Source organism: Synechococcus sp. CCY 0621 (assembly GCF_019038465.1).
GTDB lineage: Bacteria > Cyanobacteriota > Cyanobacteriia > PCC-6307 > Cyanobiaceae > Cyanobium.
Genome location: NZ_JAFKRH010000031.1, coordinates 275588 through 287026, shown reverse-complemented (window position 1 = coordinate 287026; position 11439 = coordinate 275588). Strand labels below are relative to the sequence as shown.

The following is an 11439-nucleotide window of genomic DNA, read 5'->3' as shown; positions in this document are numbered from 1 at the left end:
ACGTAGCCGTTCAAACCAGTGTGCTGATTTCACGATGGCTGAGAGGATAGTTCGGATCAATCACCACCAAGCGGTCACGTCCTGAGTTCTTTGCCATGAGCAGGGCCTTGTCAGCACGACGAAAAGTGGCGTCATAGTTCTCATCGGGCTTGTGTTCTGTCAGACCCAAACTTGCCGTGATGTTCAGTTCCATGTCATCGATGGACACTCGCATCTCGCGAATGTTGGCCAACATCCGTTTAGCGACGAGTTCTGCTGTTGAAAGATCGGCATCAATCAGAAGAGCCATGAATTCTTCTCCTCCCCATCGAGCGATGATGTCATAGTGACGAAGGCTGTTGGAGAGGGCTTTGACGAAATCAACCAACATCAGATCCCCAGTGGCATGGCCATACTCGTCATTGACCAGCTTAAAGTGATCCACATCCAGAATGATCATCGAATAGGTGGAGCCATGCCTGGCGGCCCGCTGATCTTCCTCAAGACAGCGCTCTGCCATGAAGCGTCGGTTGGAAATCCCCGTCAGTGCATCATGGGTGGAGGCCTCAAAAAGCGAGAGGTTCAATTCTTTCAAGGAGGCTTGATAAAGATCGGAAATACGAACAACCCGCTTGATCTGCCGTAGCTGCTTCTCGTACCGATTTGTCAGACTACGGTTGCTTTCCAGTACATGCGACTGGTAAAGATCGGAAATATCAGCTACCCTTTCGAGGCGATCCACTTGCTCTTCAATCCGGTTCCATAGGCGAGCTAACAGATGACGTACAGGATCGTCCTCATAGCGATCATCAGCAAGAATTGCCATGACCTCCTTCTCCAATTGATCATCGGATTTTGGATAGGAGGGTTCCAGCATGTCAGGCGTTGATAGAGAGAATCAAGAAAGGAAAAGTATAGTCTTCCTTGAATTCGGAACCCAGTTCGGCTGAACGAGGGTTTCTATCATCAAACATCCATTGCACCAAAACTTCCTTGCCATTCTCAAAGGCTGTCTGGAGTGAATCAAAGATATCGATCATGAACCTAATACTGCTGGTATTGAGATAATTGAGGTGCAACTCAAGCGTCAGGGCGTGCTCGGCGCTGGACAGATAGGAGTCAATCCACTGAATCAACTGGTCGTACAGCTCAAACGAATTCTCTGGGTAGGACTCGCCGCTCATGACCACGACGCCCGCTTTCCAATCGGCCCTGATCGACGGGCTTGATTGGGAGCCTGGCACAGAGAGATTGAGTTCTTCGCTGCTGCTCATGGGATCAGATGATGGCCCGAAGGCTGAAGAAGGCTCGACCGGGCTCCAAGGGATCAAGGGAGGCCTCCATGGGTTGGCTCGAGCGCCTGGCGATTTCAATGAGTCCAAGGCCGGCGCCCTGTCCGGGAGTCTGGGTGTGGGGCTGACGCAACTGCTGTTTGTAAAGCAGCTTCAGCTGGGCCTTGTCGCAGGCCGCGAGTTCGTGGATCCGTTCCAGTAGAGCCTGACCATCCCCCATCTCCACGAGGTTACCTGCACACACGGCGTAATGGCCAGCCTCGGCGGCCGCAATGACGACCGTGGCTGAGGAGTCGGAGTCGCTGAAGCCGTGGCTGGTTGCATAGTTCCTGATATTCTGACTCATCTCGATGTAGACACTGAAGACATCCATCACCTCCAGTTCGGGAGCATGGTTGGATTCAATATGTTCCTTGAGGGCTGATCCGATCTCGCCGATCAGGTTCGTGGAGATCGGTCCATTGAAACAGATGAGAATTTGCTGGTTGCTGAAGTACTCCCTCAGCGACATCAGGCTGGTGGTGCTGATGGTCATCGCTGCAGCTCCATTGCAAACACTGGATTGGTCGTGACCGGTGCTGACAAGGACATGCTTTTGCTTGGCTGGAACATCAGGCGGCTCCCTAAGCGAAACGGAAGGAAAGGATCGTGATGTCATCCCTCTGGGGGTGACGGCCTCGGAACTTTTCAAGGGAATCGGCGAGAGCTTGACGCTGCAACTCGAGCGGCTGGCGGGCCAACTGGATCAGCCATTCCTTGAACTGGTGTGTACCGAGGGAAAAGCCATTGTCACCTCCAGATTGGTCGAGCAGGCCGTCGGTGGTCAAGTAGTAGGTGCAGTCCGGCAGTAACGGGATATCGTGATCCGTGTAGGACCCGACACGCTGATCGCAGATAGCCCGATGGTCTCCCCTAAGCATGTGCATGGTTTGCCCATCGCTCCAGTAGAGACTGATCTTGGCACCTGAAAATCTAAGTGTCCTGGCTTCAAAGTCAAGGCGTACCAGTCCAATGTCCATGCTGGTCGCGATCGACTTGCTCATTCTGGCGCCATGCAACAGGTTGCGCATGGCGCCGTCCGTACAACCCAAAATCGCGGCTGGGGACGAGATGCCCACTTCCATGATGGAGCGATCAATCCCCGCCCTGGCCAGCATCGTCATCATGGCTCCTGAGACCCCGTGCCCGGCGCAGTCGGCCACGCCTGCGAGACAGTGGCCACCTTCCGAGTGGAAGATGTAGTAATCGCCACCAACGGTGTCCCGAGGCAGCCAGAGAATGAAGTAATCGTCGCCAAAGGTTTCCTGAAGCTGCCGATCCGGAAGGATCGAACGTTGCAGTAGTCCCGCATAGTTGATTGAGGCCTCAATCTGGCGATTAGCTTCCAGCAATTGCTGATTGCTGGCTTCTCCAGCGATCAGTGCCTGCCGCATCTTGATCAGGACCATGTTGAAGGTCTGAGCCAACTTTGATATCTCATCGTTGCTCCGGATCGTGAGCAGACTTGTCCTGTCACCGCTCTCAATCTCACTGGCTTCGCGGACAAGCCGAGCGATCGGAAGAATAATCCGTCTGGCGATGATCTGGTAGGAAATGATCGCCAGAATGACCAGCAACAGCGTCAGAATCAGCGAGACATAAATCTCCGCCGATTGCGCGCCAGGCACCAACAGCAGCTGGATGGCCGCGATGACCAGGTACAGCAGCACGAGCCCATTGACAATTGCAATGAGAGTGAAAACCTGCTGAATGGACGCGACCGTTTTTATGGATGGCAAACGCTGTCTGCGCCGCTTGATTTTGGTGTTGCCGGTGGGTTCGAAATCCCCGGCATCAGGACCCATGACAGGAGTGTTCATCGCCTGTGGGTTCTTTGGGGCCATGGAGGCTTGCAGGGAGTCGGGCAAACAGGAGAATGCTGCTGCGGACATTCTGGGCCGAAAGGTCCTGTTGCGCGGTCAACAACACGACGGTGCAGGCAGTCGGAACCCCTGATTGCTGCCGAGCTCATGCTGATGCTGGGCAAGGCCATGGCCCAACTGGTCAACAGTCGGTCACAATGAGTCACCGTATTGCACCGCTTCATGCCTGCCCGTCTGCGCATCGCCATCGGCCTGCTGGCGATGCTGCCAGTCGCAGCGGCCGCCGACCGGTTCCATTGGGGGGACGGGGTCGTCTTCGTCACCTCGATCCTGTCGATCATCCCCCTGGCGATCCTGCTGAGCACCGCCACCGAGGAGTTGTCCCTCACCCTTGGACCTTCGATCGGGGCCCTGCTCAATGCCCTGTTCGGCAACGCCACCGAGCTGATCATTGCTCTGGCGGCCCTGCGGGCCGGCCTGGTCGACATCGTCAAGGCCAGCATCACCGGCACGGTCATGGCCAATCTGCTGCTGGCCCTGGGTCTGTCCATGCTGGTCGGGGGCATTGGGCGCAGCGAGCAGCGTTTCCAGCCGGTGGTGGCCCGGGTCAATGGCTCGGCCATGACCCTGGCGGTCCTGGCGATTCTGATCCCGAGCCTGCGGGGGATGGTGGGCGGCGAGGCCGGGGGGCTGGATGCGGGTGCCGCCGAGTCCTTTTCCCTCTTCGTGGCCTGGGTGCTGCTGGCCGTCTACGCCCTCACGCTGCTGTTTTCCCTGAAAACCCATCGCACCCTCTACGCCGTGGCCGAGGCTGACCTGGTCGTGGCTGGAGAGGACCCCGGCGATGGCGGCGAGGCTGCTCATCGGCCGCCCCTGCTCCCCTGGGTCGCCGTGCTGCTGGCGGCCACCGTGGGCCTGGCCTATGCCTCCGAACTGTTCGTGGGCGTCGTCGAGACCGTCACCGAATCCCTCGGACTCTCGGCCCTGTTCACCGGTGTGGTGCTGCTGCCCCTGCTGGGCGGTGCCGCCGAGTACCTCACCGCCGTGAGCATGGCCCGCAAGGACAAGATGGACCTGGCGGTGTCGGTGGCCCTGGGCTCCACCCTCCTGGTGGGGCTGCTGGTGGTGCCGGTGCTGCTGCTGGTGGCCCCCCTGCTCGGCCATCCCCTCGACCTCAGCTTCAACGTCTATGAGGTGGTGGCGGTGGCCACCGCCGTTCTGGTGAGCAATCTGGTCAGCCTCGACGGACGTTCCGACTGGCTTGAGGGGGTGCTGCTGCTGGCGGCCTACGCCATCCTCGCGGCTGGTTTCTTCTTCCAGAGCAGCCCCCTGCCATGAGCACCAAACCGGACGATCGCTCCCTGGCCGCCGCCGCTGCTCCGCCCCTGGCCCTGCGGGCGGGTGGCCCCTGGACGCGCCTGCGCCATGGGGCCGGCCTGCAGTTGCTGCTCACCCTTCTGGTTCTGCTGGCGGCCCTGCTGCTGGGGCTGGCCTGGCTGGCCGTGCCGGCGTCCCTGCTGACGGTGGTGCTGGCCCTGCGCCAACTGCTGCCTCCGCTCTGGCAGCTCCTGGCCCGCCACCTCGAAGACCCCCCCACCGTTCGGCTGGTGGCCACCGTGGCCCTGGTGCTGGCCCTGCTGTCGATTCCCCTGGCCCTCGGCTGGTTCGACTCGCTGCTGGCGATCTACCGCAACGGCGACTGGGAAGCGATCGGGGCCTTCGGCGAGGGGGTGATCGGGGCCGTCGGCTCGATCCTGGTGGCTCTGGTGGCCCTGATGATCGCCTGGCGTCAGGTGATGGTGGATCAGCGGCTCACCACCCAGCAGAACCGCATCACCCAGGCCCAGACGATCGACAGCTTCATCCACGGCATCTCGGAGCTGATCAGCGACGAGGAGGGCCTGCTGGAGGACTGGCCCCTGGAGCGAATGCTGGCGGAGGGGCGCCTGGCCGCCGTGCTGAGCAGCATCGATGGCGATGGCAAGGCCAGGATCCTGCGCTTCCTCTCCCACGCCAGGTTGCTCACCCCCCTGCGCCGCGACCAGCGGCTGGGGCGCGCCATCCTCGATGGCGAGGGCAGCTATGAGGAAGACCGGCCGAAGGGGGTTCCCGTGATCCGCCTGCAGAGCATGCTGCGGGGAGCCGATCTTGCCGGCACCGACCTGCGTGCCATCGACTTCAACGGTGCCGATCTTTCCGGCGCCGATCTCTCCGGCGCCGACCTGGCCGAAGCCAACCTGGCCGCGGTGAACCTGGGTGGCGCCAATCTCCAGGGGGCCTGTCTTCAGGCCACAAGGTTCTTCTACGGGGATGCTCTGTTAGCCACCCCGCATCAGGCCCACATGGAGACCGATCACACCGCCGGCATCGGCACCGGAGCCCAGGTGGAGAATATCAATCTCAGCGGTGTTCGGCAGCTGGATCCGGACAACCGCGCCTACCTGGCGGCCTGGTCCGGGGCCCGTTCCCGTCTCACCCTGCCTGGGGGCTGCAAGGGGCTGCCCAACCGGCTGTAGGGTCGGGCCGTCCATCCTGGAGGGGTGGTCGAGTGGTTGATGGCTCCGGTCTTGAAAACCGGCGAATCGCAAGATTCCGTGGGTTCGAATCCCACCCCCTCCGTCTTTATCACGAGCCCCGTCTTTCTTCCCAGCCCCGGCGCTTGGTCCCTTGGCTCACGGCCCCTCGGCCCGTTCCGCCTGTTGCCGCAGCTTCTGGAGCCGCTCCAGCAGCGATTCGTTGCTCATCCGGTTGTTGAGACGCTCCGCCAGCAGCGGGAAGGCCATCGGGCCCGGCCTCGGCAGGCGCCGCTGCAGCCATTCACTTGCCCGCAACCGCTGCAGGGTGCTGAGCAGGCGTCCGAGGTCGAGCTGCTCCTGCAGCACTTCGCTGCGGGCCTGGGCCAGCAGCAGGTTGCCCGGCTCATGGCGCTCGAACACATCGAAGAGCAAAGCGGCACTGATCTGCAGCTGGCCGCCGGAGCGGGCCTGGCCGGGATAGCCGTTCACCACCAGCCCGCTCACCTGGGCGATGGAGCGGAAGCGGCGGCGGCAGAGCTCTGACAGGTTGATCGCCCGCTCCAGATCCTCCAGCAGCCCTTCAGGATCCAGCAGGGTGTCCCCGTGCAGCTCCAGCAGCACCTCGAAGGGGTAGTCCCGGGCCGCCAGCAGTTCGAAGCCGTAGTCGTTCACCGACACCGTGAAGGTGCCGGGATGGTGGCGGGCCAGCCGCCACGACCAGAGGAAGCCCAGGCCCTCATGCACGAAGCGTCCTTCGAAGGGGTAGGCGTAGAGATGGCTGCCCTCCCGGGTGTGGCACACCTCCACCAGAAACTGCTGGCTGCGGGGCAGGGCGGAGAGCAGCACCTGCCGCTCCAGCAGCGGCCGCAGGGCCCGCAGCTCGCCTGTGTCCAGGGTGAATCCCTTCTCCCCGTCGAGGGCGCGGGCGCAGCGATCCACCTCCTGGCGCAGATGGGCGCTGAGCAGGTCGGAGAGGGCCATCTGGCCGCCGCCCCAGGCCGGCACCATGGCGCTGCGGCGCGTCGTGGCCTTGACCATCGCGGTCATCTCCCGCAGCCGCACGAACTCCAGCTGGCGGCCGGCGAAGAAGAAGACATCCCCGGGTTTGAGCCGGCCGATGAACACTTCCTCCACATGCCCCAGCACGGCCCCACGCACGAAGCGCACGGTCACGGCCCGATCGGCGCTGATCGTGCCGATGTTGAGCCGGTGCAGGCGGGCCACCGCCGTCTCCCGCACCACGAAGCTCTGCTCGCCGTTTCCTGCGGGCTCGGCCGGCTCCCGCTCCAGCTTGCGGTAGCGCGGATAGGCCCCGAGGCAATCGCCCCCGTCCTCGAGAAAGCGCAGGCACCACTCCCAGCGGCTGCGCTCCAGCTGGCGATAGCTCCAGCTGCGGCGCACGGCCTCAAAGGTGGCTTCGGGCTCGAAGCCCGGGCCGCAGGCCAGGGTCACCAGGTGCTGCAGCAGCACATCGAGCGGCTCCTGCGGCGGGCGGCGGTGTTCCACCAGCCCCTCCCCCAGCCCGCGGCGCATCGCGGAGACCTCCAGCAGTTCCAGGGCGTTGGTGGGCATGAACAGCACCTGGGCCGTGCCGCCGGGGGCATGGGCCGAACGGCCCGCCCGCTGCAGCAGCCGGGCCAGGTTCTTGGCACTGCCGATCTGCACCACCCGCTCCACCGGCTGGAAGTCGACCCCCAGATCGAGGGAGCTGGTGCAGACCACCCAGCGGATCGCGGCGGCCTTCACCCCCGCCTCGATGGCTTCACGGGCGGCCCGGTCGATGGCGCTGTGGTGCAGGGCCAGGGACCCTTCCATCTCCGGGCAGGCGAAGCGCAGGCACTGGTGCCAGCGCTCGGCCTGGTTGCGGGTGTTGGTGAACAGCAGGGTGGAGACATCCGGCTCCATGGCCGCCACCAGCTCCTCGTACATGCGCAGGCCCAGGTGACCCGCCCAGGGGAAGCCGTCGATCGTGTCGGGCAGCAGGCTGCGGATCTGGGTATCCCGCCGTATCCGTGCCGTGATGATCCGGGGCTCGACGCCGACACCCACCGCGGCGCGGGCCGCCTCCTCCAGGTTGCCGATGGTGGCGCTGATCGCCCAGGTGCGCAGGGCCGGTCGCCGACTCCGCAGCCAGCTCAGGCACAGCTCGCTCTGGGAGCCCCGCTTGCTGCCCATCAGCTCGTGCCATTCGTCGATCACCACTGCCTCGAGGTCGGCGAACAGCGCCTCGGCCCGGGGGCCGGCCAGCAGCAGCGAGAGAGACTCGGGGGTGGTGATCAGGATCTGCGGCGGCGCCTTCAGCTGCTTGCCGCGTTCGTGGCTGCTGGTGTCCCCGTTGCGCAGTCCCACCCGCAACGGCCAGCCCATGGTCTCGATCGGTTCCCGGATCGCCAGCAGCAGGTCGCGGCTCAGGGCCCGCAGGGGCGTCAGCACCACCAGACGCAGCCCGCCATCCGGTTCGGCGCCCCCCCTCTCGGTCAGCATCGCCGCGATCGGCCCCATGACGGCGGCGTAGGTCTTGCCGGAGCCGGTGGGCACCTGGATCAGGCCGCTGTCCCCCTCCAGGTAGGCCCGCCAGCACTGGCGCTGGAACGGCATCGGCCGCCAGCCGCGGCGAGAAAACCAGTCCTCGATGGGCCGCAGCGCTGCCGCGAAGGAACGGGTCAAGGGGGGCGGCGGATCAGGTGGAGAGCACGGCCACCACCACGGCGGCAATGGCCAGGATCACCGCCCCCAGCACCACCCCAGCGGCAATGTTGCCGCGGCGGATCTCGGCCCGGTAATCGATCGGGGAGAGGCGATCGAAGAGCAGCAGCCCGAGGTAGATGAGGATGATGCCCAGAAAGGTCCAGCCGACCATCAGCAGCATCTGGAGTAGTGGTTTGACCATCCCCTCGTTGCAACGCCGCCACCACCGTAGGGATGCACAGGAGGCGAGCTCCTGATGGCGCCAGTGTCCCTGGGCGGGCGGCGCGATCCGGCCCTGCTGCTCTGGCCCATGGCCAGCCTGGTGCTGCCGCTGCTGCCCCTGCTGGTGCTGCTGCTGTCGGCCCTGGAGGGGCCTCGGAGGCTGGTGATGGTGGTGCCGGAGGGTCAGCGGGTGCTGAGCGCCCCTTTTGAGCTGCAGGACGGCTGGCTGGGCAGCCCCCGTCTGGCGCTGACGGCCGAGATTCCCCCCAACAGCTCGATCGAGCTGGACGTGGCCCTCCTCGATGCAACCGGACGCACCGTGCTGGACCTCACCAAGGACGGCTGGCGTGCCAGTGGCACCTGGGCGGAGGGTGGGGAGAGCGGCACCTGGCAGGAAGACGATGCGGGCCTGGCTCTGGCGATGCGGCCAGGGCAGAGCGGCCGCTTCCAGCTGGCCGTGCAGGTTCAGGATCTGCTTGATGAAGCGGGCCGTCCGCTGCCCAATCCGGTTGTCGTGCGCGGCAGCGTCCGCAACCACAGTGTTGAGGCCCCGCTGCTGTTGTTCACCGCCGTGCTGGCGCTGGCGGTGGTTCAGGTGCTGCAGCTGGCCTGTTACGGCGTCAGCCGGGGCCGCTGGGTCCAGCGCAGCCAGGACGCCAGTGCCGCGATCCGCTGTGGGGCAGGTGGCCCGGGGTTGCTGCGGCTGGGCGTGGTGGCGCGCTGGGAGCTGCCCCACGACAATCCACCGCTGGGGCAGCCCCCTGGCCCGGCGGCCCTGGAGCTGCGGGTGAGCGACGCCCAAGGGCGCCCCACCCTGCAGCATCGCGAGATGGTGGCGGTGGCCCACCGTTCCGACGATGGCGACCACTGGTTGTCCGTCCGCCACACCCTGCACCTGCGGCTTCCGGAGCGCGGCAGCTACCGCTTTCGGGTGAAATTGCCAGAGAAATTCCTGGCGGATGGCGACAGCTGGGAGATCGAATGGCTGCAGCTCAGCGTCGAGGATGGTCGGATGACCGCCTGGCCGGTGCCCGTTCTGCCCCTGGCTGGGGCGGTGGAGGGCCGCTGAGATGGCCGATGAACGCGGGCTGATTCTGTTGCTGGCCGTGGCGGTGGTCGCCGTCGGCACCGTCACGGCCGTGACCCGCCCCGGCCTCTGGCGCCTCGGCCAGGACGGCACCCCCGCCGCCGGCAGCGGTGTGCGCTATGGCGGCAGCTACCGGGCCGGACGCTGGGTGGCCGCCCCGACCCGCCGCCAGGACTGGTCCGGCTTCCAGGGGCGCGGACCAGGCGCGGCCAAGTGACACCGCGTCGCCTTGCGGCCCTCACATCCCTGCAGGTGCGGGTGCTGCTGGCGGCGGCGGCCATCTCCTCCACTGTCAGCCTGGTGCTGGAACTGATGCTGGCCACCCAGGCCAGCTACCTGCTGGGCGACCACGCCCTGGCCACCGGCGTGGTGATCGGCACGTTCCTGGCCGCCATGGGGCTGGGCGCCTGGCTGAGCCAGTTCCTGGCCGTTGGCCCCGAGCCCGGCTTCGCCCTGCTGCAGTGGTTTCTGGCCGTGGAACTGGCCCTGGCTCCCCTGTGCCTGCTGGCGCCCCTGGCCCTGTTCGCCCTCTTCCGGGTCGGCGGGCCGGTGTGGCTGGGCCTGGTGGTCTGCACCGTGCTGGTGGGGGTGCTCGGTGGCATGGAGGTGCCGCTGCTGACCCGGCTGTTGGAGTGCGGCCAGCAGCTGCGGGTGGCCCTGGCCCGGGTGCTGGCCCTCGATTACCTGGGGGCTCTGGTGGGGGCCCTGCTGTTCCCCCTGGTGCTGCTCCCCTGGCTGGGCCTGCTGCCCACCGCCGGCTTGCTGGCCCTGGTTCCCCTGGCCAGTTGCGTGGCCATCGCTGTCGTGTTCCCGGTGGGGCGCCGCTGGCGCCGCTCGATCGCCGTGGCTTTCCCCGTGATCGCCCTGGCCGGCTGGGGGTTGGTTCCGCTTGGGGATCGGATCGAGGATGGCCTCTACGACGATCCGGTGGTGAGCCGTCTGCAGAGCCGCCACCAGCGCATCGTGCTGACCCGCCGCCGCGACGACCTGCGCCTGTTCCTCGATGGCCAGCTGCAGTTCTCGAGCCTTGATGAGTACCGCTACCACGAGGCCCTGGTGCATCCGGCGATGGCGTTGCAGGGCCGGCCGCAGCGGGTGCTGTTGCTGGGGGCGGGCGATGGCCTGGCCCTGCGGGAGGTGCTGCGCTGGCCCGGCGTGCGGCAGGTGGATGTGGTGGAACTCGATCCAGCCATGGTGCGCCTGGCGAGGGAGCAACCCTTCCTGCGGCGCCTCAACGGCGCCAGCCTGGAGGACCGGCGGGTGCGGCTCCTGATCGGCGACGCCTTCGAGCGGGTGCGGCAGCTGCGGGGCACCTACGACGTGATCATCGCCGACTTCCCCGACCCGGCCACGCCGCCGCTGGCGCGTCTGTACAGCGTCACCTTCTACGGGCGCCTGCTGCGGCGCCTGGCCCCCGACGGCCTGCTGGTCACCCAGGCCTCGACGCCCTTCTTCAGCCCCAAGGTGCTGGCCTCGATCCAGGCCACCCTGACGGAGCTGAACCTCACCACTCGGCCCTACGGCGTGGATGTGCCCAGCTTCGGCCCCTGGGGATTCGTGCTGGCCCACCGGGGCCAGCTGCGGCCGCCCCAGGCGGTGCTTCCCTTCCAGGGCCGCTGGATCGACCAGGGGCAGCTCGACCGGCTCTTCCCCCTGAGCCGGGATCTGGCCCTGCCGCCGGGGGAGCGGGTGTTGCCCAACCGCCTGCACCGGCCGGTGCTGGCCGACTACCAGCGCCAAGGGCGCTGGCGGGAGAACTGATCGGTGCCCGCATCCATAAGCTGAGCCAGCTG

The 11439-nt window shown here is 65.7% G+C and carries 11 protein-coding genes and 1 tRNA gene; 6 read left to right on the top strand and 6 right to left on the bottom strand.

The window, feature by feature from the left end; genetic code table 11:
- Positions 1-10 precede the first annotated feature (10 nt).
- From siaD to KUG43_RS10665, 4 genes are all read right to left on the bottom strand, one after another.
- Complete coding sequence (gene siaD / locus KUG43_RS10680; RefSeq protein ID WP_286194628.1) at positions 11-856, bottom strand: biofilm regulation diguanylate cyclase SiaD; 846 nt, start codon at positions 854-856, stop codon at positions 11-13.
- A 1-nt stretch (position 857) separates the two neighbouring features.
- Positions 858-1253 carry a biofilm regulation phosphoprotein SiaC gene (gene siaC / locus KUG43_RS10675; RefSeq protein ID WP_216908818.1) on the bottom strand — a complete coding sequence of 132 codons (396 nt, stop codon included), beginning with the start codon at positions 1251-1253 and terminating at the stop codon, positions 858-860.
- 4 nt (positions 1254-1257) lie between these two features.
- Positions 1258-1806 (bottom strand): biofilm regulation protein kinase SiaB, encoded by a 549-nt coding sequence (gene siaB / locus KUG43_RS10670; protein ID WP_286194627.1) that lies wholly within the window; start codon positions 1804-1806, stop codon positions 1258-1260.
- An 88-nt stretch (positions 1807-1894) separates the two neighbouring features.
- Positions 1895-3154 carry a SpoIIE family protein phosphatase gene (locus KUG43_RS10665; RefSeq protein WP_286194626.1) on the bottom strand — a complete coding sequence of 420 codons (1260 nt, stop codon included), beginning with the start codon at positions 3152-3154 and terminating at the stop codon, positions 1895-1897.
- 201 nt (positions 3155-3355) lie between these two features.
- On the opposite strand from KUG43_RS10665, the gene cax reads away from it, so the two are divergent.
- From cax to KUG43_RS10650, 3 genes are all read left to right on the top strand, one after another.
- Positions 3356-4471 (top strand): calcium/proton exchanger, encoded by a 1116-nt coding sequence (gene cax, locus KUG43_RS10660; protein ID WP_216908814.1) that lies wholly within the window; start codon positions 3356-3358, stop codon positions 4469-4471.
- Positions 4468-5649 carry a pentapeptide repeat-containing protein gene (locus KUG43_RS10655; RefSeq protein WP_216908812.1) on the top strand — a complete coding sequence of 394 codons (1182 nt, stop codon included), beginning with the start codon at positions 4468-4470 and terminating at the stop codon, positions 5647-5649. The genes cax and KUG43_RS10655 overlap by 4 nt, the downstream gene beginning before the upstream one ends.
- Positions 5650-5667: 18 nt before the next feature.
- Positions 5668-5752 (top strand) — tRNA-Ser (locus KUG43_RS10650).
- A gap of 53 nt (positions 5753-5805) precedes the next feature.
- Here the strand turns inward: KUG43_RS10650 and KUG43_RS10645 are convergent.
- Complete coding sequence (locus KUG43_RS10645; protein ID WP_216908810.1) at positions 5806-8316, bottom strand: ligase-associated DNA damage response DEXH box helicase; 2511 nt, start codon at positions 8314-8316, stop codon at positions 5806-5808.
- 13 nt (positions 8317-8329) lie between these two features.
- Positions 8330-8539 carry a DUF350 domain-containing protein gene (locus tag KUG43_RS10640; protein WP_216908808.1) on the bottom strand — a complete coding sequence of 70 codons (210 nt, stop codon included), beginning with the start codon at positions 8537-8539 and terminating at the stop codon, positions 8330-8332.
- Positions 8540-8593: 54 nt separating this feature from the next.
- On the opposite strand from KUG43_RS10640, the gene KUG43_RS10635 reads away from it, so the two are divergent.
- The 3 genes from KUG43_RS10635 to KUG43_RS10625 are packed head-to-tail and all read left to right on the top strand — an operon-like array spanning position 8594 to position 11407.
- On the top strand, positions 8594-9628 hold the full coding sequence (locus KUG43_RS10635; RefSeq protein ID WP_216908807.1) for a hypothetical protein: 1035 nt from the start codon (positions 8594-8596) through the stop codon (positions 9626-9628).
- A 1-nt stretch (position 9629) separates the two neighbouring features.
- Positions 9630-9863, top strand: a complete 234-nt coding sequence (locus KUG43_RS10630; RefSeq protein WP_216908806.1) for a hypothetical protein — start codon at positions 9630-9632, stop codon at positions 9861-9863.
- The gene (locus KUG43_RS10625) at positions 9860-11407 is read left to right on the top strand and encodes a polyamine aminopropyltransferase (RefSeq protein ID WP_216908805.1); all 1548 of its coding nucleotides are present in this window, start codon (positions 9860-9862) and stop codon (positions 11405-11407) included. The genes KUG43_RS10630 and KUG43_RS10625 overlap by 4 nt, the downstream gene beginning before the upstream one ends.
- Positions 11408-11439 lie beyond the last annotated feature (32 nt).

Bases quoted from the DNA above. Each gene is read 5' to 3' on its own strand.
- siaC (WP_216908818.1), bottom strand. From the start codon at position 1,253: ATGAGCAGCAGCGAAGAACTCAATCTCTCTGTGCCAGGCTCCCAATCA.
- KUG43_RS10630 (WP_216908806.1), top strand. From the start codon at position 9,630: ATGGCCGATGAACGCGGGCTGATTCTGTTGCTGGCCGTGGCGGTGGTC.
- KUG43_RS10655 (WP_216908812.1), top strand. From the start codon at position 4,468: ATGAGCACCAAACCGGACGATCGCTCCCTGGCCGCCGCCGCTGCTCCG.
- cax (WP_216908814.1), top strand. From the start codon at position 3,356: ATGCCTGCCCGTCTGCGCATCGCCATCGGCCTGCTGGCGATGCTGCCA.
- siaD (WP_286194628.1), bottom strand. From the start codon at position 856: ATGCTGGAACCCTCCTATCCAAAATCCGATGATCAATTGGAGAAGGAG.
- siaB (WP_286194627.1), bottom strand. From the start codon at position 1,806: ATGACCATCAGCACCACCAGCCTGATGTCGCTGAGGGAGTACTTCAGC.
- KUG43_RS10665 (WP_286194626.1), bottom strand. From the start codon at position 3,154: ATGGCCCCAAAGAACCCACAGGCGATGAACACTCCTGTCATGGGTCCT.
- KUG43_RS10635 (WP_216908807.1), top strand. From the start codon at position 8,594: ATGGCGCCAGTGTCCCTGGGCGGGCGGCGCGATCCGGCCCTGCTGCTC.
- KUG43_RS10640 (WP_216908808.1), bottom strand. From the start codon at position 8,539: ATGGTCAAACCACTACTCCAGATGCTGCTGATGGTCGGCTGGACCTTT.